Origin of the sequence: Mucilaginibacter pineti (assembly GCF_900101875.1) — a bacterium.
Taxonomy (GTDB): domain Bacteria; phylum Bacteroidota; class Bacteroidia; order Sphingobacteriales; family Sphingobacteriaceae; genus Mucilaginibacter; species Mucilaginibacter pineti.
Genome location: NZ_FNAI01000011.1, coordinates 22,800 through 46,299 on the forward strand (window position 1 = coordinate 22,800; position 23,500 = coordinate 46,299).

The 23,500-nt window shown below is 41.0% G+C and carries 20 protein-coding genes; 8 read left to right on the forward strand and 12 right to left on the reverse strand.

Translation table 11 applies throughout. From position 1 onward, the window contains the following. Positions 1-86: 86 nt before the first annotated feature. The 4 genes from BLS59_RS21130 to BLS59_RS32545 all read left to right on the forward strand — a co-directional run bounded on the left by BLS59_RS21130 (position 87) and on the right by BLS59_RS32545 (position 6,752). On the forward strand, positions 87-3,593 hold the full coding sequence (locus tag BLS59_RS21130) for a SusC/RagA family TonB-linked outer membrane protein (protein WP_091152322.1): 3,507 nt from the start codon (positions 87-89) through the stop codon (positions 3,591-3,593). A gap of 43 nt (positions 3,594-3,636) precedes the next feature. Then, positions 3,637-4,980, forward strand: a complete 1,344-nt coding sequence (locus BLS59_RS21135) for a RagB/SusD family nutrient uptake outer membrane protein (protein WP_162842720.1) — start codon at positions 3,637-3,639, stop codon at positions 4,978-4,980. 41 nt (positions 4,981-5,021) lie between these two features. Then, on the forward strand, positions 5,022-6,482 hold the full coding sequence (locus tag BLS59_RS21140; protein ID WP_162842721.1) for a TlpA family protein disulfide reductase: 1,461 nt from the start codon (positions 5,022-5,024) through the stop codon (positions 6,480-6,482). A gap of 144 nt (positions 6,483-6,626) precedes the next feature. Then, positions 6,627-6,752 (forward strand): hypothetical protein, encoded by a 126-nt coding sequence (locus tag BLS59_RS32545; RefSeq protein WP_262492966.1) that lies wholly within the window; start codon positions 6,627-6,629, stop codon positions 6,750-6,752. 197 nt (positions 6,753-6,949) lie between these two features. On the opposite strand, the gene BLS59_RS21145 is transcribed toward BLS59_RS32545, so the two are convergent. Continuing rightward, entirely contained in the window at positions 6,950-7,492 is a 543-nt protein-coding gene (locus tag BLS59_RS21145; protein ID WP_091152328.1) for a helix-turn-helix domain-containing protein, read from the reverse strand. Positions 7,493-8,331: 839 nt separating this feature from the next. Here BLS59_RS21145 and BLS59_RS21150 point away from each other — a divergent pair. The 3 genes from BLS59_RS21150 to BLS59_RS21160 are packed head-to-tail and all read left to right on the forward strand — an operon-like array spanning position 8,332 to position 14,408. Beyond that, positions 8,332-9,762 carry a redoxin family protein gene (locus tag BLS59_RS21150; RefSeq protein WP_091152330.1) on the forward strand — a complete coding sequence of 477 codons (1,431 nt, stop codon included), beginning with the start codon at positions 8,332-8,334 and terminating at the stop codon, positions 9,760-9,762. A 22-nt stretch (positions 9,763-9,784) separates the two neighbouring features. Continuing rightward, on the forward strand, positions 9,785-13,021 hold the full coding sequence (locus BLS59_RS21155; RefSeq protein WP_091152332.1) for a SusC/RagA family TonB-linked outer membrane protein: 3,237 nt from the start codon (positions 9,785-9,787) through the stop codon (positions 13,019-13,021). A gap of 19 nt (positions 13,022-13,040) precedes the next feature. Then, a complete protein-coding gene (locus tag BLS59_RS21160; RefSeq protein ID WP_091152333.1) occupies positions 13,041-14,408 on the forward strand; it encodes a RagB/SusD family nutrient uptake outer membrane protein in 1,368 nt (455 codons plus the stop codon). Positions 14,409-14,460: 52 nt separating this feature from the next. Here the strand turns inward: BLS59_RS21160 and BLS59_RS21165 are convergent, their stop codons facing one another. The 4 genes from BLS59_RS21165 to BLS59_RS21175 form a co-directional block, all read right to left on the reverse strand. Beyond that, positions 14,461-14,850 carry a hypothetical protein gene (locus tag BLS59_RS21165; RefSeq protein WP_143014204.1) on the reverse strand — a complete coding sequence of 130 codons (390 nt, stop codon included), beginning with the start codon at positions 14,848-14,850 and terminating at the stop codon, positions 14,461-14,463. 49 nt (positions 14,851-14,899) lie between these two features. Further along, the gene (locus BLS59_RS31725) at positions 14,900-15,076 is read right to left on the reverse strand and encodes a hypothetical protein (protein WP_162842722.1); all 177 of its coding nucleotides are present in this window, start codon (positions 15,074-15,076) and stop codon (positions 14,900-14,902) included. A gap of 425 nt (positions 15,077-15,501) precedes the next feature. Further along, positions 15,502-16,191: a Crp/Fnr family transcriptional regulator gene (locus tag BLS59_RS21170; protein WP_091152337.1), complete on the reverse strand. Its 690-nt coding sequence runs from the start codon at positions 16,189-16,191 to the stop codon at positions 15,502-15,504. A gap of 29 nt (positions 16,192-16,220) precedes the next feature. Beyond that, the gene (locus BLS59_RS21175) at positions 16,221-16,661 is read right to left on the reverse strand and encodes a hypothetical protein (protein ID WP_091152339.1); all 441 of its coding nucleotides are present in this window, start codon (positions 16,659-16,661) and stop codon (positions 16,221-16,223) included. A gap of 116 nt (positions 16,662-16,777) precedes the next feature. On the opposite strand from BLS59_RS21175, the gene BLS59_RS21180 reads away from it, so the two are divergent. After that, positions 16,778-17,632 carry a LytR/AlgR family response regulator transcription factor gene (locus tag BLS59_RS21180; RefSeq protein WP_162842723.1) on the forward strand — a complete coding sequence of 285 codons (855 nt, stop codon included), beginning with the start codon at positions 16,778-16,780 and terminating at the stop codon, positions 17,630-17,632. 51 nt (positions 17,633-17,683) lie between these two features. Here the strand turns inward: BLS59_RS21180 and BLS59_RS21185 are convergent, their stop codons facing one another. From BLS59_RS21185 to BLS59_RS21215, 7 genes are all read right to left on the reverse strand, one after another. Continuing rightward, a complete protein-coding gene (locus tag BLS59_RS21185; RefSeq protein WP_091152343.1) occupies positions 17,684-18,676 on the reverse strand; it encodes a DUF5712 family protein in 993 nt (330 codons plus the stop codon). A 2-nt stretch (positions 18,677-18,678) separates the two neighbouring features. After that, positions 18,679-19,227 (reverse strand): BfmA/BtgA family mobilization protein, encoded by a 549-nt coding sequence (locus BLS59_RS21190; RefSeq protein WP_091152345.1) that lies wholly within the window; start codon positions 19,225-19,227, stop codon positions 18,679-18,681. Then, entirely contained in the window at positions 19,214-19,573 is a 360-nt protein-coding gene (locus BLS59_RS21195) for a hypothetical protein (RefSeq protein WP_240315301.1), read from the reverse strand. The genes BLS59_RS21190 and BLS59_RS21195 overlap by 14 nt, the downstream gene beginning before the upstream one ends. 4 nt (positions 19,574-19,577) lie before the next feature. Continuing rightward, the gene (locus BLS59_RS21200; protein ID WP_091152347.1) at positions 19,578-19,838 is read right to left on the reverse strand and encodes a helix-turn-helix domain-containing protein; all 261 of its coding nucleotides are present in this window, start codon (positions 19,836-19,838) and stop codon (positions 19,578-19,580) included. 329 nt (positions 19,839-20,167) lie between these two features. Next, positions 20,168-20,464: a helix-turn-helix domain-containing protein gene (locus BLS59_RS21205; protein WP_091152349.1), complete on the reverse strand. Its 297-nt coding sequence runs from the start codon at positions 20,462-20,464 to the stop codon at positions 20,168-20,170. Positions 20,465-20,523: 59 nt separating this feature from the next. Then, positions 20,524-21,711 (reverse strand): hypothetical protein, encoded by a 1,188-nt coding sequence (locus BLS59_RS21210; RefSeq protein WP_091152351.1) that lies wholly within the window; start codon positions 21,709-21,711, stop codon positions 20,524-20,526. A gap of 504 nt (positions 21,712-22,215) precedes the next feature. Continuing rightward, the gene (locus tag BLS59_RS21215; protein ID WP_091152353.1) at positions 22,216-23,499 is read right to left on the reverse strand and encodes a TlpA family protein disulfide reductase; all 1,284 of its coding nucleotides are present in this window, start codon (positions 23,497-23,499) and stop codon (positions 22,216-22,218) included. Between the last annotated feature and the right edge of the window lies 1 nt (position 23,500).

Here is a 23,500-nt window from a genome sequence, read left to right on the forward strand (position 1 = left end):
GGAACCCTCCCCTGTGGCAGAGCCGCAATGGGAAAAAATAATTCGTGTATGACAACAAATTTATTTAAACCCGAACAATCAAAGTTATGGATTTTAATGCAATACGCATTAGCGGCAGCGTGCATTTATGTGTGCCGCGTAAAACACTACTCGTCATGAAGATTACGACCTTTCTTCTGCTGATGACTATAATGACTGTCAGCGCTACTAGCCTGGCACAAAAGATCTCCCTTAGTGAAAAGAATGCCAGTTTGGAACAGGTGCTGAACAAAATACGCCAGCAAAGCGGTTATGATTTTGTTTATAGTGAAGACCTGTTTCTTAACTCATCACCTATCACCGTGAATATTAAGGATGCTACACTGGACGAAGCACTAAAAGTCAGTTTGAAAAATCAGGCGCTTGATTTTAAGATTGAAAATGGTGCGGTGGTTTTTAAGGTTAAGGAGGCAAGTTTTTTTGATAAAATAAAAACCGCTCTTGCTATACCGATTACTGTTTCGGGCAAGGTTACCGACACCACGGGTATACCTTTAGTTGGCGCGACTATCATCAACAAAACCGATGGCAAAGCCATCTTAACCAATGATAAAGGTGAATTTATTTTAACTGCCCAAAATGGCGATCAAATAACCACAAGCTTTATTGGTTATCAACCTTATGTGTTTACGGTAACCAACAATCTGCCTTTTCAAAATATTGTTTTACATGCTAGCTTAAATAAACTAACCGAAGTAATCATAAGTACAGGCTACCAGCAATTGTCAAGGGAAAAAACGACAGGAAGCTTTGTGGTCATTGATAGTGCATTGCTAAATAGAAAGGTTGGAACTAATGTTTTAGATCGCCTCGACGGGATCACCAGCGGTTTACTTTTCAATAAGAACAGAGTTGCATCACAAAGCGAGTTTAACATCCGTGGCCGCAGCACCATCAATGGTGAAGACAAACCATTAATTGTGGTAGATAATTTCCCCTATGAAGGAAATCTGGATAATATTAACCCGAATGACATTAAAAGCATCAATATATTGAAGGACGCAGCGGCAGCGGCCATTTGGGGCACCCGTGCAGGCAACGGAGTTGTGGTGATCACTACCTTTAAAGGTAACTACAATGCAAAACAGGTAATAAACTTCAATGCGAACGTTACCATCGGCAAAAAGCCTGACCTGTATCAGGCTCCCTGGTTTTCGTCGTCTGACTGGATTGGCGTAGAGAAGTTCTTATACGATCAGGGGGCATACACAGATGCCATTAATAGCGGCTATCTCCCCGTCTCAGCCGCAGTTGATATCATGGATCAGGGAGCAAAAAAAATGATCTCTTCCGCCGATTCTCTGAAACAGATCAATGCCCTTAAAAACTATGATGTCAGAAAAGATATGCTGAAATATCTATACAGGCTGTCCGTAAATCAGCAATACGCATTTAATGTAAATGGTGGTGGCGATCGAAATAAATACTTCGTATCAGTCGGATATGACCGCAACCTGGCTTCAAAAATGACGGATAGTTATAACCGCTTTAATTTGACAGCTAATAACTCTTACCGGTTTTTAAAAGATAAACTGGAACTTACTACCGGCTTATTGTTCACCTCCAGCAGTTACAAAAGCGGAAACACCTATTCGCCGCAATCACCGTATGACAGGCTGGCTGACGAGAACGGTAACGCTTTAGCCGTGCAAAATAACTTAAGGTCGGGATATGTTGACACTGTTGGAAAAGGCAATCTGCTGGACTGGCATTACAGGCCTTTGGATGAAAATTATGCGAATTCTAAAAGTAACCTGACCAGTTATATCATAAATGCCGGTTTAAATTACAACATCTTACCCGGATTTTCAGCATCCCTGTTATACCAGTATCAAAAGCAAAGTACAGTTGGAGAAGTTCTTAATAATGCGGATTCCTATACGGCGAGAGACCTGGTTAACAGCCTTTCATCAATAGATTACAGTACCGGTGCAGTTTCCAGGGTGGTTCCTGTAGGTGGCATATTCAATAGCAGAATAGAACAGTTAACCTCTAATTATGGAAGGTTTCAGTTGAATTATAATAAATCAATCGGAGCAGATCATTCCCTATCAGCCATAGGAGGAGTTGAAGTCAGGGATAATTTTGCAGAAAGTATCAGTCAAAATCTATACGGTTACGATGAATCGACCCGTGTAAATTCCAATTCAGCAATCAATTTCAACAATGATTATGCGCTGTTGTATGGGGGCTCCACGCGCATAAGTGCCGGGCAAGAATCCAGTTATTTAACCGACCGTTATGTTTCTTATTTCGCAAATGCAACCTATGCCTATAAAAGTAGATATACTTTATCGTTAAGTGCCAGGAAGGATGAATCTAACCTTTTCGGTGTTAAATCCAATCAAAAGGGCGTTCCTTTATGGTCAGCGGGCTTCGGCTGGGATATCAGCAAAGAAGCATTTTATGATTTTTCGTGGCTGCCTTATTTAAAACTCAGAGGAAGCTATGGATATACCGGCAATGTAAGTAAAACTATAAGTGCTTACCTGACAGCCAATGTCATAGGCACAAACATTTATGGACCAACTTATAGTGGCATCATAAACCCGCCTAACCCTTCTCTGAAATGGGAAAAAAATAAGATCATTAACCTGGGGCTTGACTTTTCGAGCAAATCCGGGGTTATATCGGGAAGTATAGAACCTTATATCAAGGATGGGGTAGATCTTTTTGGTACAAGCCCGCTGGCCGGTCAAACTGGAGTACTCTCTTTCCAGGGAAATTTCGCACAAACCAGCACGAAAGGGCTGGATGTTACTATTAATACAATAAACCTCAATGGTAGGTTTAAATGGTACAGCACGTTTTTATTCAGCACTATTCGGGACAAAGTCGCAAAATATACCGCGAGTGAAAACACAAACGGAGCAATTGTCACATTTCCTTTTGATAACCCAATAGTAGGTAATTCTTACTTTTCATTATATGCTTACAAATGGGCGGGGCTTGACGGTAATGGGAACCCGCAGGTTTATTTCGATGGGTCACCCAGTTCGGATTTTAGCAGTATCTCTAACTCTTTAAATAGAAGCAATATAGTTCGGGTAGGCTCTGCTGTTCCCACAACTTTTGGAAGTTTAAGAAACACTTTTTCATATGGTTCATTAGCTTTATCATTTAACATTACTTACCGCTTAAATTATTATTTTAGAAGGACGTCATTAGAAAGCACTGTTTATGGCCCTTTAGGCTTTCAAAACAATATCGACTTTGCAAACCGGTGGATGAAATCAGGTGACGAATTGAAGACCTCCGTACCCTCACTGCTCTATCCGGATGATGGTTCCCGTCAGATTTACACCTCTTCAGATATACTTATTGAAAAAGCTGATAATATCAGATTACAAGATATACGGCTGGAATGGAATCTAAAAAAGCTAACGCCTTTGACGAAATACTTTTCCGCCTTGCAATTGTATGCCTATCTGAACAATGTGGGGTACATATGGAAAGCCAATAAGCTCGGCCTTGACCCGGATAATCCCAATCCAACCATCACAAACACTTCTATTCCTTTAACGATATCATTCGGTATCAAAGCAACCCTATAATCGCATGAAAACTATAGCTATACTTTGTATTTCATTCATACTGATGCTAAGCATCGGGTGTACTAAAGAGTTTTTGGATAAAAAGCCATCTTCAGCTATCGTAGCACCAACCACTTTAGAAGATCTTAAAAGCCTTCTCGAAAATGTAACTGTTTTTGCTTCAACCACTGGATTATCTCAGATATCCGCAGATGAGTACATCGTCGCTTCGGATCAAAGTTATAATACTTTACCAACGTTGACCGAACGCAACGCTTATATTTGGAGCAAGGATATGTACCAGGGTGAAATCGGTACAGATTGGAATAAATCATTTCAGCAGATATTTTATGCAAACAGTGTACTCGATGTAATCGGTAAGTCCAATTTTAGTGATAAACAGGAAGCGAACAGAGTAAAAGGCCGGGCATGTTTTGTAAGGGCATATGCGTACTACGATCTTGCCAGGAACTTTTGTAAGGTATACACTTCACAGACCGCCAACAGTGACCTTGGTCTTCCTATACGGACAGAATCAGGAGTAGACATTGTTAAGTCACGCGCCACCTTAAAACAGACTTTCGATCAGATTATAAGTGATCTTGACATTGCCGGATCCTTATTGGATGCACCTGCTCCTGTCTATAATAAAAACCAGCCTTCAAAGGCCGCTGTGATGGCCCTCAAAGCTCGGATGTACCTATATATGGGCAGCTATGATGACGCGGAAAAATCTGCGGATACTGCCATGCAAATTTATAAAAGACTGACCGATTATAATACCATAAGTACTACGGTGGACTACCCTTTCAGTAATAGTTCGGAAGAAGTGATTTATTCGTCCCAACAGATCAATTCTTATGCGTTTCTGGTTTCAGCAAATTCCTCAATAGCATCATACAGAGTTGATTCCCAACTCTATAATTTATATGTAGGCAATGATCTTAGAAAAAAGATCTTTTTTAAGCAAAAGGAAACCGGAAGATATTCAGTAAAACGAATTTATTTGGGGCCTGGCTTATATCCATTTAGCGGATTAGCTACCGACGAATTATATCTGATCAAAGCGGAGTGCCTCGCTCGCAGGAAGCAGACTGGCGATGCTATGACGTTTCTCAACCAGCTTTTGATCAATAGATACGATAAAAACACGGTCTACATTCCGGCATCAGCTTCCAGTCCGGAACAGGCATTAGCTAAAGTATTAGAAGAACGTAAAAAGGAATTGATATTCAGAAGCCTGAGATGGTCTGATCTAAAAAGATATAACAGGGACGGGGCCAACATCGTGCTCACCAGGAGCATCAATGGCCAAAATTACACATTACCGCCCAACGACCCCAAATACGTTTTCCCTATTCCTGACCAGGAAATTGCATTAAGTGGAATCGAGCAAAATCAAAGATAAAAGTGATGAGAAAAATACCTGCTATATTACTATTGACATTTATGGCAACAGTAGCCACCGCCCAGACAGGCAAGCATAAGATCAGTTCTGAGAATGTAAATAAAAACTATTCAATCACTATTCATGGCGTGGTAAAGGATTCATTGAAGCCTGATATACGCAGGCTTCAACTTTCGGTATATGAAGTATTCTCGCTGACCAACGTTTTTACAAATTCAATAAAGTATGAATACGATACCGTCAATAATTCATTTGAAAAGAAATTAGCGATCCCTTCCAAAATAAGCCATTTAACAATTAATTATACCAATGCAAAGACAATATTCCCATCCTACAACTATATGAAAAATTATATAGTAGAAGATGGGGATGACCTTCAATGCACTTTTTATACAGATTCAGTTGTATTTTCGGGTAAAGGTTCCGATAAAATGAATTTGCAATCGAAACTCTTTTACTTAGGCAGTAAATACTTTTACACCATCCCGGAGATCGCAAACCGAGGTGATGATTTTTATTTTGAAAATAATATTAGTTTATTCGACCGTAATTATAAAAGTCAAATTGATTTACTGCAAACTTATCAAGGGCATATTAGCAAAGATTTTTATGATTATCTACATAATCAATGTCTTGGATGGAGAAACTTCGCGATTCTTTCATTGATCTGTAATTCATATAAGTTAGATTCAACGTTTAATTCACGAGCGGTTGCGTTCTACAAAAGTAGACTTCAGGGTATGGACACTAACTATCCGGAACAAGCGCATTTATCTCCTATTTTTACTGATTATATCTATAGGAAAGAAAAGCTGGATTTTGAGATCAATAATTTCAGAAAGAACACAATCAATAAGACAGGAGCACCCCGTTTTTTAGCATATCTTTCAAATAAATATAAAGGCGGGCTTCGGGAAAGGCTATTAGTAATTGGGCTATCCGATTTGCCGAACGAATATAGCGATGCCTATTGTTTTTTAGAAGAACCTGTTCTATTTGAGGAAAACTCTTCCTATTTCAATGTGTTTAACAGCATAAAAAAATCTTTAAGCATCAAAGTTGATGCCTTTCCGTTTTCACTCCCTGACTCCACAGGAAAGATCATTAAACTTACCGATTATAGGGGGAAAGTTGTAGTTGTAGATTTTTGGTTTACCGGATGCGGAGCATGCCTGGTTCTGGCGAAAAAAATGGGGCCAATCATAGAATCGTTTAAAGGCAGGGATGTGGTATTTGTGACAATCAACGTAGATAAAGTCAAAAGGTATTGGGTAGGATCATTAAAAGAAGGTAAATATACACACAAGGGCAATGTGAATTTATATACCGATGGACTGGGAGAACAGCATCCTATTCTGTCACATTATAATGTTACGGCCTACCCCAAACTTTTGATAATCGACAAGTCTGGTCGTATACTTAGCGCTGAACCACCCAGACCATTAGATTCTGATTCACATTCAACTAAGAACTTTATCAATTTGATTGAATCTGGGCTATAAGGGTATGGGTTACACCTCTCTGTAAGAGCAATCTTGATTATTATATAATGATAACAAGCTTTGGAACCGCCGTCATGGCCGGGGCGACCTTGACACCATCCTCTAAAGTAAAATACTCTTTTGTTAGTTCTTTAACAACCATATATGGAAATCTGGTACTATATCGGTTTCGGTGTTTTTCTTTTGTTCATTATTGGTGTGATCGTTTGGCTGGTAATGGATATGATCAAAGAGAAAAACAACCCGGTTATCAAAAAGAAAAATGATTAAATATTCTCCTTCGTTCTTTCACCTTTTCATGACATTAATGAATAGGGTCCGTTAATAGTGAAAGTGCCCTGAAGGAGCAGGGCACTTTTTTAGACTCAATTAAATAATAGCGTCTTATCAATAAGGTGGAAACTCCGTTAATGAAAGAAATAGAGGGCATCCATTCAGGGATCAATTTTTCGAGATATAAGTAACACTTACTTTTTCGCCAATTTTTTCAATTGAAATAAATATTCTTTACCTTTTTTATCAACCTTTGTAATAATTTTATTCCTGGGTTTTTTATTAAATAGATTGGTAATCTCAGTAGGCGAACTGCTTTTTTTAACATTTTCCGGTAATTGCTCCCAGATTTCCTTTGCTGTTATAGGCTCATCAAGTCCTTTTCCATTTATCAATTGGTCTAAGTAAAATCCGAGATTCCTATCCGTATTTTTAAGCTTTATTCCCAACCCCACGCGCGTGGCAATAATCTCTTGGGTAGCTTTTGGCAAATCCTCAATTTTGGGTATTACCTGGCTGGGGTTTCCCATTTTATAATATTTTAGATTATATAGCCCTGCAATTTCATCTGAAATATTTATATCCAATGTTCTTCTTCCTGATTCTATACCACTATATCTGTTCTCGTCAATATCTAACAAGGATGCAATGTCACCTTGAAGTAGTCCAAAATGCCTTCTGTATTTCTTAATTATAGTTCTATATTTTGCGTTTTCGTCTTTACGTTCTTTCGACACTGAACTTATTTTAAAATAGATAGATTAATAATTTGCATTTATATATTTTTTCGTATGTTTGTATTGTATTATAGCGACAATTAATGTGAGGCATTCATTGATGTTTCACTATAACGAAGTCTCTCGCCCGAAAAACGACCAAATTTTATCAGCGAGAAGGCCGTGAGGTCGCCCCATATACTGGATAATCCCTATCTTCATAGATATATTAACCAGTAGGGCGGCTTTTACGTAAGTCTTCCGGTGATAAACCCTGAATTTCGTGTAGATTTAGGGGTGGGTGCTTGGTCGTACCCTCGGTCGGAAGCAGTAAAAGTCGCCTTATTGGTTTTTTCAATAAGGTTACTCTGCCGCTTAGAGACTCGTTTCAAACATATGAGTAATGAAAACGAGACTAAACAGCCGTCCAATTAGCTTAACCAGCACCGCCGGGTGCTACGGATCGCAGTGCGTTTTCTACCGTAATTTCTCCCTTAATTATTTTCGCAAAAATATAATAAAGAACGTTCATAAGCCTCCTGATTAATTGGTGTTAAGCGATTTTCAATCATTTCTTTTACCAATTAGGCCCCAAATAATGAAAGTATTATACTTAGGGGGGATGTATTGTCTCAAAATTAATCATATAGGTTCATTTTTACTAATTGAACGCCATAATATATTATTTAAGAACAGTCGCTGCCCATCGTTAAAAAACCGCTTTAAAAACATCATCAAGCACCCGATTTAATTCCCTGCCTGCAAACGGCGACCAGATCAGTTATAGTTAATAGTGTCGCCGTTTTGCTTTATAAAGGCTGTTCAGCCTATTTCATAACTCTCTAAACTAATGAACTTTCATGAAAAAAATTATACTATTTATAGTACTGGCCGCGCTTTGCCTAAATTTTACGGCACAGGGTCAGTTTTACAAACCATCGCCCGTAACTATACATATCAATGAAACACTTCCTGAAACTTTTTATCAAAAAGCACATCAAGCTGTAAATACCCGTACAGGAAAACTTACTACGATACAATTAAAGCAATTTAAGGACAAACTGATCATTCTCGACTTTTGGGCGACATGGTGCGGCCCGTGTGTTTACTCTCTTAATAAACTGGATAGCATAAAAATGGCTATGAACGGTGCGGACTTTATAGTGGTTCCGGTAACCTATCAGTCCGAAAAGGAAGCGAAAACAGAATTCAATAGATACAAATGGGATTTTACTTCTATCATTGGTGATACGATACTTGCACAAATTTTCCCGCATTCCGGGATACCACACCAGGTATGGATTAGAAGTGGAAAAGTAATTGCATTCCCTAAATCGGATTACGCTACCAAGGAAAATATTTTAAATGCCATTGCCGGTAAGCCTATTAAAGTGATCCAAAACATACAGGATAATGCGCTTAATCCTTTGATGCCTTTATTTACGAAAGGAAATGGAGAAACCGGATTATATTTTAAAGGGAATGATGCAGTTATAGCCCGATATCTCCCGAATTACGATACTCAAACGTTAACCTATCTTACATTGGCTGATACAACAGTGCTTTATTGCTGCAATCTTTCACTTTCAGAATTATTCTTTCAGGCTTTCAGGCAAGATATTTTCCCGGCATTTGGCATCGATAATGGGGTTGAGTGGAATATCAGTCCCGCACTTCAGGCACGGTTTTTAAACAAACCGCATCCAAGCCTCAATGGTGAATACAAGCAAGACTCCATCTATCTGGCATGGCGAAAAAAAAATAATTACGGTTATAATCTCAGATACCCAAAACCTATTAATGAGCATCAGGCACTGCGGATGATGCAACAAGATCTTAATCATTTTTTCGGCCTTTACCTGAACCTTGAAGCGAAGATCAAAGCTGGCCCCAAACATATCTATGCGGTATTGAGACTGAAAGGAGCTAAAACCGAAACAGAAGGTTTGCTGAAAAGCAAGTCAGATTCTGGCGGTGTAGATCATCACGGAGATAGGTATAGGTATAAAAATCTCTTGTTTGGTCAACACTTTTTGGGCCGTCTTTCTTCTTCTCAGTTATCACCTAAATTAACGATCCGAGAGGTCATTGACAGTACCGGTATTGATCCCAATTTTAGGGTTGATTTCGATTTCGCGAAGTCTATTAAAGGTAACCTGGACAAGGCTCAAAAAGAATTGTCACGATACGGATTATATCTTACCATTGAAAAAGAACAGGTTCCTGTGCTTGAAATACGTGATAAGAATATAGCGCCTTCAGGTAAAACAGAGTTCCAAAATAAAAAGTAAAAAAGCACCTAAATGATCCACAATGAATAGATATATATTATTAAGCATCCTAATAGGCTTTTCATCAGTAGCTTTTGGCCAGATAAATATCAGGGGAAAGGTCATATCTGAAAACGGAAACCAACCGTTGGCAGGAGCAACTATAAAATTGAAAAACACTCATATCACCGTTATAACTGATGGAAACGGGGATTTCAATTTCACCATTAAATTAACTTCTGATACCATATTGGTAAACTATGTTGGCTATATGGTTCAGCAGCTAACCATTAGCTCCAACAAAACAACATATTATACGGTGCGGCTTAAAGAAAACATGGCTGCTCTTTCAGAAGTTGTTGTCAATACAGGTTATTATCAAATACCAAAAGAAAGAGCGACCGGCTCTTTTACACAAATCAATAACCAGCTACTCAACCGAAGCGTTACAACAAATATCTTGGACAGGCTTGAGGGAATAACAAATAGTTTGAACTTTGACCGGCGACTTATTACAGGCGAAAATACAGTAAAAAGAAGTCCTGATATCAGGATCAGAGGTGTTTCAACTATTGAATCCAACGAGAAGGCGTTGATCGTTGTTGATAATTTTCCCTATGAAGGTGATATCTCGACCATTAACCCAAATGATGTAGAAAGCATCACCATACTCAAAGATGCCGCTGCCGCTTCAATATGGGGAGCCCGCGCAGGGAACGGAGTAATTGTCATCACAACTAAGCAAGGCCGCTACAATCAAAAAAGCAGGATCTCCTTTACCAGCAATGTGACCTCGATTAATAGGCCCGATCTATTTTACAATCAGAACTGGCTACCTTCTCCGACAGTAATGTCTATCGAGAAGGAACTATTTACGCGAGGTAATTATCTGGAACGCAATCAAACCGCGTTGCCTTTATACGTGGAACTGCTGATCAAAAAGCGAAACGGCGCGATCAGCGATGCGGATTTTACCGCACAGGAGGACGTTATGAAAAATACCGATGTGCGGAATGACGCTTTAAAATATCTTTACAGGCAGGGCTTAAACCAGCAATATGCACTGAATGCCAGCGGCGGCGGCGCAGCCTACAAATATTATTTTTCAACCGGTTACGATAACAATAAAGAAAACGTCACCGAAAACAGTAATTCCAGGCTCAGTCTTCGGCTGCTCAATTCATTCCAACCATTGAAAAATCTGGAGTTTACTGCCGATATCTGGTATACCAGGCAGCAACAGCAAACCAACGGCCTTAACTATTCCGGACTAACGACCGCTGGAGTTGGTATTATTTCTCCCTACGCTCGTCTGGCCGACGATAACGGGAATGCGTTAGCTATTCCCAGGGATTACCGGTTTACTTATCAGCAACAGGCTGCGGCCAATGGTTTGGTAGACTGGTTATACCGCCCATTAGACGAACTGAAATTAGCAGATAACACTGCCAGGAATAACGAGATCAAGCTTAATGGAGGACTAAAGTATACCTTTTTTAAGGACTTTAATATCAATGCATCCTATCAGTTCATTCAAAATAATGCAACAGGTGTAAGCTATTATTCGCCTCAAACTTATTATGTGCGAAACTTGGTTAACCGCTTTACGCAAACCGACGGAACAAAGATATTTCCAAACGGCGGAGTCCTGACCGGTGCAACACCTGTAACAACACAGGCACAAGCCGGAAGATTGCAGCTCAATTATAATCATGATTTCACCAACCAGCACCAGTTAAGCGCACTCGCCGGGGCGGAGGTCCGGCAGCAGGTCGCAGAAACCCTACCCGGATACATGCTTTTGAATTACAATAAAGATGTGTTGACCAGCAACACGGCATTTGATTATTATACCGCTTACCCGACCAGGCCAACCGGCGCGGCAACATTACCCAGTATCAACGGATACCAGTTACACAGGATCCTGACCGACCGTTATTTGTCTTACTTTGCCAATGCTGCGGATACTTATAAGGAACGGTATACGCTTTCCGGGAGTGTCCGCTGGGACGGGTCTAATATTTTCGGCGTAAATACCAATCAGAAAGGGGTGCCACTATGGTCTATAGGCAGCAGTTGGGAACTGAGCAAAGAGCCATTTTATCAGTTGAAATGGTTACCTTATTTACGACTGCGGGCCACCTATGGGAGCAGTGGTAACGTAAATACATCGGTCAGTGCATTTCCAACAGCCTTATACAACACAGATGCGATCACCGGCCTACCAAATGCTTCGTTGACAAGCGCAGGGAATCCCGACCTGCGTTGGGAGCAGGTAAAAACGTTTAATGCAGGTATCGACTTTGCGCTATCGAACAGGAGAATTGAAGGCAGTATCGAGTTTTACAATAAAAATGCAAGTGACCTGATCGGTATCGATAATATGGACCCGACAACCGGGATCATCCTGGGTGTAACCCCGGCTTTGCAAAATAAGATCAATTACGCCAATATGAATACCCGCGGGGTGGATATTCAACTTAACAGCAGAAACCTGACCGGCAAATTCCGCTGGGAGACATCAGTGCTGTTCAGTTATGTCCGTAATAAGGTCACCAAATATAATGCCGCACTGGCGAACACGATCACAGCATATACAGCTACTCCCGGCCCGGCAGTTGCCGGCAGTTCGCGTGACATGATCTATGCCTTTCCTTGGAACGGATTAGACCATAATACAGGCAAGCCCATTATTTATATAAACGGCGTGGTGAGTACAGATTATCAAACTTACTATAACTCTTTTAAGACAAGCGACCTCGTACAGGCGGGCGTCACCTCTCCGCCTTATTTCGGGTCGGTAAGAAATACGTTTAGCTATCAAAACTTTCAGGTAAGTGCAAATATCATTTGGAAAGCAGGTTATGTTTTCCGCCGTAGTTCTATGTATCCAGGTTATGAATATTATTCAAGTTCTAATTATAATATGGATTACTTCAAACGATGGAAAAATCCTGGTGATGAGCTAATTACATCGGTTCCCGCTGCTATACCACCCGGAACAACGGTAGGCAACAATTATATGGCATTAGTATACAAAAACTCCGAGGCTTTGATCACAAAAGGCGATCATATCCGCTTACAAGACGTCAATTTAAGTTATCGTTTTCAGGGTAAGATCTTAAAGAATATGAATTTAAGCCAATTACAGGTGTATGCTTACGCCCGGAATTTAGGCATTTTGTGGAGAGCCAATAAGAATAATCTTGACCCGGATTATGCCAATGCGAGTTATCCTGAACCACAGACTTTTGCATTGGGTCTAAAAGTTGATTTTTAACTAATTAAAATAAAGCTATATGAAATATATCGTCTTAATAATAGTATGCCTAACATTTAGTTCTTGCGGAAAGGAGTTTCTGGATGTAAAAAGAGATAAAGGCCAGGTCGTTCCCTCGACGATTGCTGATTTCCAGGCATTGCTGGATGACGCATCGAATACAATGAACAATTCGTCCAGTCATGAACTTGGTGTCCTCGGTGCCGATGAATATACTTTATCTGACCAGACATGGGAAAACCTGTCCTACCGTCCCTATGAAAAAAATGCTTACATCTGGGCTAATGAAGTATATGAGAATAACCAGGTAAACGACTGGAATAGTGCCTATCGACGAGTACTTTACGCCAATACAGCGTTATTGGGAATTAACAATATACAACCGTTGGCCAGCGAAAAAGATGCCTGGAGTAATGTGAAAGGAAGCGCCTTGTTTTTCCGGGCCTTTAATTTTTATCAGTTGGCACAACTCTTTTGCAAACCCTACAGCGCTTCCGCTGACGCCGACCCAGGTATACCCCTAAGACTTGATCCGGATATTAATCTTAAGACGGGGCGGGCAAACGTGGCCGCCACCTACGCACAGATCATCAGTGACCTCAATGAGGCTTCTTCCTTGTTACCGGTATCACCCGTGAATCTTTTCCGGCCATCGAAACCAGCGGTCTACGCACTTATGGCTAAGACCTACTTACAAATGGGGCAATATGAAAAGGCAGAACAATATGCCTCTTTAAGCCTTGCCCTGAAAGGCAGCTTGATAAATTATAATTCACTGAGTACAAGCGCCGATTACACCTTCCCACTTTGGGGGCAGGGAAACCCTGAAGTGCTCTTGATGTGTAATATGCTAAATATCGCGGTAGTTACGACCACAAGGTTCAATGCTTCGCCCGAATTACTGGGTCTATATGCTTCCAACGACTTGCGGAGAAAGATTCTATATAAAACAGATACTGACGGGCGGATACTTTTTAAAGGCTCTTATGCTGGACTGCTTGCATTTTTTACCGGACTTTCCGTTGACGAAACCTTGCTGATTCGTGCGGAATGTTATTTGAGGGCGGGCAGGATTGATGAGACCTTAGCTGACCTGAATTTTCTGCTTAAAAATCGTATTACAACCGCGGGTTTTCAACCTTTGACCGTAAGAGATTCCGCCATACTGATATCAAGGATAGTAGAGGAGCGTCGGAAAGAACTTGCCTTAAGAGGAGTTCGCTGGGAAGATCTTCGGCGATATAATAAAGAACCTGCATTAGCCAAGATTCAAACGCGTTTGTTAAAAGGTACAACTTATCAATTATTACCAAACGTATTAAAATATGTCTGGCCGATTCCACAGAATGCTATAGAAACCGGTGGCTACGAACAAAATCCACGTTGATATAAAAGGGAAGAGCCGGTCAATCGGACCGGCTCTAACAAGTAAATCGTAATTATGGTTCCCTGGTATAGCTGCCTACGGTAGCGCCATAATCATCCACCGCTTCTTGCACTGTGGTGCCTGCGGGAATGGACGGAACTGCTCCCGAAAAGCTTAAATTTACAGCACAGGGTACCCCTGTATTTGTGGTATTACAGCCCGGACTTGACGGTGCACTACCCGTAGTTGAGGTAATGTCCTGGTTCGCCGGGTTATTATCCGAAGCATCAATAAGATACCACTGGCTTGCAAAAAACTTTTTAGTATTTCGCTCAAATTTTTGCTCAACCTTTTTATTGTGTTTACTATCTGCTTTAAAAGCAAATAATACTACTGTTGTTAATACAAGAGCAAGTAACAAGGCACCTGCTCCGAATATTCCTATTTTATGTTTAGTTGCCATGGGGCTTACATGCATATATTGAGGTAAATGCGTACCTTTAATTTGAAAATTAGTTCATTTTAATTTTTAGGATCAGCCAGCCACGGCTGCCCGAGAAAGACCTGTCAGCTTCTGATGGGTCTTTTTCAATTATAAATTCCCTGCCTGCCGCAACGCTGGAATAAGGCAAATTTACGTTGGTGAGTAATTCGGTTAACAATTCTCTTGCGGGCGTAAGTACAGGCAAAGAATGGCATGATAGATATGGTTTGAAACCACACCGATGCTGCTAAGTATGCTGTGATGAAACGGATGCATAGCGCTGCCATAGCGGCAAACACGGTCTGCGAGGCGTAATCCTCTGCCATGTCCCCGATTGTTGCTGCATCAAACGTTTTCATCTGCCTTACATTTTTCTTATTACTGTACTTAACCCGGCCATACGACCTTGATATGGCCCGCCCTGTTTGTTTATTTGCACTTATCGTCGTGCCCACGTTCCTTGTGCCTGATCCGGTTTTAACTTGCCAATACCGCCGGTTTCTGCATGGATGGCCGCTTCAAACAAAGGGGACGGCCATCTTAGCGCTGTGCACTTGTACGCCCGGAAAGGGCGGCATGAATACGGTATTCCCCACGCCATAGTATGTTGTCCGGTAACTTTATGTTATATTATAAAGCTAATGTACAGCGAGTTGTTACCTTAAAAAATGGCATATGCCAACTTTTCCAGGCTTTTTTAGGGTACTGTTGATTTTTATATTTGCTGTAATGTGATTTATCGATGTGCAGGTAACTGGCGATATGCTTATCCAGCATCTTCACCGTTTTGTGATACGGGTGCAACTCAGGATACAGTTCAAAGAACCGGGTCAGCCGTTCCTCGGCATCTAAACAGAGCAAAGCTTCCCGTTCCCGGCCTTTCTCCGGGATTTGTGCCAGTATCGCGTTTTCCAGTGCCAGGCTTTGCGGAAAAAGCTGGTGGATCAGCTTTCTTCCTGCTTTGGAAATTTCCAATACTTCCGTGTCTGCACAGGCCATCATATTACAGGTAGCCGGTTTGCCGTTCATAAAGCTATCGGGTATGATGGCGAGCTCACCGGAACGGAACAGGGTCAGTACGACTTCCCCTTTATCGACATCGGTAAAATACAGGTAGATCATACCTTTGGTAATGAACCAGGCCTTGGCACAAACCTCGCGTTCCTGGTGCAATTTTTCTTCCCCCTCGTTACACCAGTACCCGGACAGGATACCGATGAATTGCGGATGAAAATCCGGGTCTTCAATAACTTGAAAGCTGGCGAGGTAATCAAAAATTTGTTGATAACTGGCCGCACTGATGTGATGTTTGCGGATCATGGGGTAGGTTGATTAATGTTACATTAGGCTCATGTCTTAGGGGTTGATTTTTTTAGTTTCAAGCTGTCTTGTTGTTTTTTTTTCTGAAGTTCCAGCTTTTTAAGCAGTTCAGCTCTTTTGGCGGCGCAGATATAGATATCATCCAATTGTTTTTGATAGTTACGTACATTCGTATCGCCTGCCAATGCCAGCTTATTGAGCTTAGGGTCATCGATCTGATCTTCGCAGGTACAATGTCCCGGCGGGAAAATAAGGACCATCAGGCCAGCCAGTATCAGACCGATGATCCCGGCAGGATTAATATGTTTTAACACCGGGGTACGCATATACCACCGGGCTGCTCTCGCCCATATATCTTTGTTGATCTGCCTTTGCGGGTCAGTTCCATTGGAGTGTGGTTCCATGATCTTTTGCGTTTGCTGGTATAAAATTAATGCAGCAACGCGGCTTTTTTTATTAAATACCATCATAATTAAGCAAAAAGGCCAAAAAACGGAATGAAATGTACATGGTATATCGAAATTTGACGAAAACACCAGTACGCCGGAGGATCGATTTACTTAACTTAGGGTTAATCTGCTTTACTATGGAAGACAATAGAGAAGATGCGCCGTCCCTGGGAATGGCGCTACCCTATTTTAGTTTGGGGGCACAGGTCTTCATGGCGCTTGTCATGAGCCTGGCAACGCTTTTTCCATACCGTAACGGATTTTTTAACACGATCCTCAGCAAGTGGTTTTTTTACCCGTTTTTTTCCGTTTTTGCGATCAGTCTTTTCATGGTCTACCTGGTTCATTGGGCATCCGTCCGGCTTGATAAGAGCTACCGGTGGGAAGAAAAGTTCACCGAACGTTTACTATACCAATTGTTATTCGGATGGGTTGTTCCGGTACTCTTCTCCGTACTCTATACCTGGGCCTATCTTAGATTCCTGGGCATAGATATGATGGATACCCTTTATTCCCGTAACAAGTTTCCATTCGAATTGGCCTTAGCTTTGATTCTTGATGTCGCTTATATGTGCTATTATCTGCACTGGTATTTCCGGATCGGCCGAAAGCCTGCGCCAAAAGCAAATGCTGACGAGCGATACCCGGAGCATTTGCTATTTCCCTATAATGGCGGCGAGATCAAGATCCCGGTTTTGGATATTGCTTATCTGTGCAGTCATGGCAAGCATACTGCCATACAGTTCCACGAACAAGAGCCGGTGATCCTGGGGCTGGTTACGCTGGAAGATGTGCTAGCCAAATTAGACCCTGATCAATTCTGCAAAGTAAACAGATCCTATATCATTACCCGGAAAGCCTACGCGGGATACACGATGCGCAAGAACCGGGGTATGCTGCTCTTGCTGAAACCAGAAGTAAAGGAAGACATAAAGATCAGCCGAGTCAATACAGACAGAGTTTTGTCCTGGATAAAAAATGAAACAAGATAGGCTCAATAGGCAGACTATCATTGTTTACGACGGAACAATCATGTCCTTACCTTACCTGCTGATCGTTACTGACTGGCTTTGTCCTTTCTTTTTCTTCTTACGTTTCTGCATTTCTTCTGCCGGGCTGACCTGCGGAGCAGCTTGCGGTACTTCCGTCATTAGCAGCTCAAAAAGAGCGCCCGCTGCTTTCCCGGCAGTCCCTATCATTTGCCCGATATCGGCAAATAAACCCTCCGCAACGCCTTGACTAAGCTGACCGACCACATAGGGCAATCCCTCTACCCGGTGGCCGGACATGGTATCTAATACCTGCATTTGCGCTTTTTGCATGGCGGTGCCGTTTTTCATGGTATTTGCATAGGCAAGGGTATCTTTTAATCCCCGGTCAAAATTGAACTCCTGGTCAAACAAACGCTCACCCGACTGCTTAAAAGCCATGCGGTCAAATTGCCCTAACTTAGCGGAGTGGGCCTTGTTTGTGCCTTTAGAATTATTCTGCGGGCTTAATTTGATCTTGTTGGTCATGTCCTTTCGGCTGACAATGACCTGAACATGCATCTGCCTGCCCTCCTTGCGGTCGCCTGTGTTTTTCAAGCCCTGTTTAACCGCTTCGTCCTTATGACTGTAGTAACGGTAATTTTCAAGTTTACCAAACCAAAGCAGGTCTTTATGGCTGTTTATGCCCGGTCTTTTAAAGTTGAGGGCGTACTCGTCCATGACCTTAACGGCAAATTCCTTAAGTTTCTCTTTTGCCCCAACTTCCCCATATTGCGCCACTAAATGCGACAATTCCTTTTGGCTCGGACTGATATTGATGAGAAAGAATTTAGCATCTTCCTTACCAAGCTTGGCAATGTTATTGTCGATCTTGCTTCTGACCTCCTGCCGTAAAATATCCTCATGACTGCCATTGAACCAATATTCGGGACTTAAATGTTGGTCGTTCTCCGGTGACAGGCGATTCTCCTTTTCAAGATAATGAACCAATGCCCCGCTGCTGCCTTTGTTGCCGCCTGTTTCGGAAGCGGTGATGTTGATATGCATAACTATAAATTTTCAAGTGATTGCCTGACCTGCGCTTGCAGCTCTTCTTTTTTGGCAGCCGATACCGGCCAGCCCAATGATTCCCGCTGACTGATATAATATTCGAGTATCCTGGTAAAGCGGGATTTTAGCAATGCCTTATCGTTCAGATTTTTCTGCGTTTTTTCAATGGCCTTTTCGAGGCTGCCCATCCGCTGATCGACCTGCTCCACGGTCTTCTTATGTGCATTCAGCCAATCGTTTAATTTGATGATCCATTCTGTGCGCTTTTGCGATGTTGTAACCATTGTATTCGCATGGGTAAAAGTGGGTTGCAATAATTCCTGTTCCTGGGTCTTCATAAAGGAAAGGATGCGGCTTACCCCATTTGAAAGTTCCTTTTTAAGCATTTCATCGTTCAGGTCGGCAGGGTCTTTTTTACTCTTGTAGAAATAATCCACCATCTGTATAAACAAAGCACGTTTTGTCCTGCCCAATTTACGGGCAAGTTTTTCCAACTTAACATCGACCACCTGCGGGTAGCGGACGGATTTAACATTAATATCTTCCATCTCCTTCATTATTTTCGCCTGTACCGCAAAGCAATTTTATCGTGCTGCCATGATGCGGATGCCAGGAGGGTGTATATTGGATATAGCCGTAAGCTGTCAGTTCTTTCATGTTTTTGTGGTAGGTAGCAATAGACCTGATCCGTGAAAAGCGCATCAGCTTTGCCCGGCTTGCCTTAAAAGGCTCGCCTGGGCATTCGCTGTTGCTAAAATAAAACAGGGCCATAAACAAGCTGATGTGGGTTGGAAACAAACGATCATCCAGCGCGGCACGCTCGAAGTAATTACTTAAAGCATGTCTTGGTATATCCAGTTGGTTCCGGTTGGTGTTATTCTCATGGTGCTTCATTTTATTATTCCCCCCTCATAATTTTTTCAATCTCTTCCCTGTTATAAAACATGCTTCCGCCGATCTTACGATACGGCAGCGTACCGCTGATACGGAGGTTCTGCAAGGTGCCGGGTGATATGTTAAGCATTTTTCTAACCTCGGCACTCATTAGCCATTGTTTGGTTTGGCTTTCTTTACCGCCTTGCAGCAGGCGGTTCATTTCTGTAAACAGTTCTGTCTTGAACTGTAATAAATCTTCTAACGTGATGATATTTAACTGCATGATTCAATCTTTTTAGTCTTATTATTATTTTGCCTGCCTGAAATTTCCAGATATATAGATATACAGATCGGTAGATATACGGGATACTGTGAAGTATCCTTTTTATTATCATTCCGGCTATTGCAGGCTATTAAAGTATCCCCGGAGGATACGTAAAACCCCCGTAGCGATAGCGTAGGGCAAGCAAAGTAGGGCTCTGCCCAACTTCCGCTTGCTCCTTTTCTTTTGCAAGAAAAGGACAACGTTTCCACCATGCCGAAACCTTTTCAGGTTCATGGCATACCTTTGGTCTTAGGCCGGAATAATGTAGGCTGTTTATTCGCTGGCGCTCACGGTGGCGGCTTTTCGTCCGGCTGTGCATGTACCCATGCCAATAGAGCATTGCGTGAAAACAACAGTTTTCCCGCCGTCTTAGAATAAGGGATTTTGTTTTGTTTGACCAGGCCATACAGGGTGGACGCCTTGTAATTGATCAGCTTGCCTGCCTGTCTGGTGTTAAGCAATTCGTCTCCGTCGGGTAATTGAACGCCATTATGACCAATGGCCTTTCGCACTGATCTTTCCATCAGTGTGGCGAGTTCCTCGGCAGACAGTGCGGTGAATAAAATTTTCTCTTTGCTATCCATAACATTTGCGTTGATGGATACAAAGGAATAGCGAAAAATCAGCTAAAACCGCAATGACATTAATGTAATAATTTATGTTTTTTAAGGATGCTTAGCATTTCATCCACATGGGGATTAACACTTTGGCTGTTTTTAATGACCTTTATGCCTTTGGGGTTAAAGGTCGCCAGCGTGTTTTTAATACTTACGGGGCCAGAACCGGAGAAAACGGAAAAGTGTCGTTTTAAAATACCAACATATTCCATTTGCGTTACGCCGCGATTGTATTCATGGTTAATATTATAGGTGGCAAAAATTAGGGCGATCAGCACATTGCGCATATCGCCTTTAGAGGTTTTGATAATCTCTGTCTGTTTACCAAATGGCAAAGCATCGGGAAATGCACCGGAACTGAATGAAGCGCCTAAGAACTGCGCTAATTGTTGAGCATCAAATACGGCTTCCTCCGTTCCATTCTTGGTATTTAACGGAGCCGTCAGCACACGCCATATCGATTTAATTTCATCTAAATTGCAAAGCAATTCAATGCGGGTTGGCATGGGTGCAGTTGCTTGCTTACTGACCGGCGGTTTTACATTTGATGTATCCGGCGTGATCGGTTTATTGTTTTCTGCTGCCTTTTGTGTCTTTTCTTGCCGCACTTTGGCGGCTTGTGCGATAGCCAGTACCTTATTATAGCTTTCAAAATGTAAACGGACACCGGGACTACCATCGGGCAAGGCGCTTTTTAAATTATTGATCTCAATGAAGCCACGGTAAAAGCTCGCTTGTAAATAGCCTAAATTATAGAATAGTCCTTTGTCAAGGTCGCCGTCAAAAAAAAGGAAATCAAGACAGTACAAACAAAAAACATGTAAATAACGGGTTTGCTGCTCTATCGTATAACCGTGATACGCCATACCCGTATTTCGTTCAAATTCGATCACCCCGACATTATAGCCCGTAAAGAAACATTCCGCAAAGCTTTCTTTTTGAGCTATGTTCCATTCGCCATAACCTGCGGTATAATTATCTATAGTATTTTCATCACTATTTAAAAACTCATAAAGATCAATATCGCTGATAAAATAGGCCCTGTCATCCCTGATTAATTCCTTAAACGGGAAATAGCCCAATCTGTCCATCAGGTCAAAGCGGCTGTCTTTCTTACTTAGATAACCGTCTTTCTTCTGAACAAAGGGCACGTGCATATCATCGTAAATATGGCCGGAGTAAGGACTGAAGTTTTTGAGATGATGAAAAAACATAGGCAGACCACTTTGTATACCCAAAAATAAATATTTATCGTGATCTGTGCTTACAAAAAGCGCACAACGGCTCTTCTTCGGCTGTGCGCATAACTATTAACTGATTTCATTTTAGAAGTAAAAGAGTGTTTTTATTAAGCCGCAATGTTAAACACGACATTATTGATATAATTATTTAGCTTAGGATACAAATTTTTCTTCAAGCCACAGCGTAAGCTGATCTTTTTGTTCTATTTTAAATTTGTTTTCGTATTATTCAATTTTAGTTTTATAGAAAGTGCATCCGGCTCTTTCTCCGGAATGCACCTCACTAACTATTTAACTAACTGATCTTATAAAGAAGTAAAAGAGTATTTTTTATTTAGCTGAATGTTAATCATATCATTATGACATAAACATTTAGCTAAATAATTAACGAAATTCAAAACAATTCCATATTACGTTCTTTAGTTTGATACTTATTCGGGATTATCCTGTTTACTTACCAACTGAATTATCCTTAAATCAAAAGTCATTGTCTGCCTTTTTTATAGTAATCATCTTCAGATTTCTTTCAGCCTCTTTCAAGGTTAACCCGTATGGAAATAGTTCAGAATTCAGTGCATTTAAACTCTTAAAATCAGAGTGAAAATGCAAATTAATCAACCCGCTTATATTGGTTTCATCAATTATTGGAGGCAAGTTTTCATTATTATTGAGATAATAAATAAAATCATAAACGCTACCGCCTCTTAAAATTTTATCAGATACAGTTGGGTCATGAAGATTATTTTCGTTTATATTATCAGTAGTTAAAAGTCTTTTATTATTTCCATTTACAACGAGAGTTAGACATTTAACGCTTCTTTGTTCTGTAGTTACTTTTATATGGAAAAAACTTTCAATGTCATTTAACATGTGTTTGTAGGCCCCTAATCGACTTGTATCTTTTCTAATTAGTTCATAACAAAACATTTTTTGGCTTTTTGAAACATTACTATCTGGAAATACTTTTTTTTCTAAATCGGATGGCGTGACTAAAAACCTATTTTGGGGAAATTGCAAACTGTTTAGACCTAACGAATGTCGTATCAGCATAGCGAGAGTTACATTCGTCGCATGAATTCGAATGTTATTGTTCTCTTTCTTTGTGCCTATCGAAGTGGGTAGGCCTGGTTGATAGTAGGTGAGCAAAGATTTATATTCATAAATCGGTAATTCTCCGTTGCCATTTACGAATAAAGGTTTACCACTGTCGAACTGAATATCGTCATTTTTGTATTCTGAAAAATCGGCTGCGCCAGTCGCCCAAATTTTATCTATGTTTTTTGCGTTTAAGTCCGTCTGAGAAGTAGCCCCTAAGTAGATGCCATCAGGATTTATCCATACAATATGCGGTAAGAGTTTGTTGGGGAAAAGTTTAGAAAGTTCAACATCTTCAAGAGACATCGCTAATTTCAACCCGGCAATTTGTTTGTGTGTTTTTAAAAAGGCATTGATCACATTTTCCTTTTGATTTGTAACAGCAATTATTTTTATTTTATCTGGGAATCTTCTCTGTAACTCAACAGCGTGAGGCATTTCATCAAGACAGGCACTGCACCAAGTACTCCAAAAATCTAATATTAAAATTTTTCCTTTATAATCAGATATTTTTGAAGTTTTACTTTGTGAGTTTATAAGCCTATCTATTCTGACATCTGGCACTTTCTCGCCTATTTTAAGTTTTTGTAAATTTGTTATTGATTGTGAATTTACATTTGCTGAGAAAAGTAAAGTTCCTATAGTTAGGATTATATTTTTTTTCATG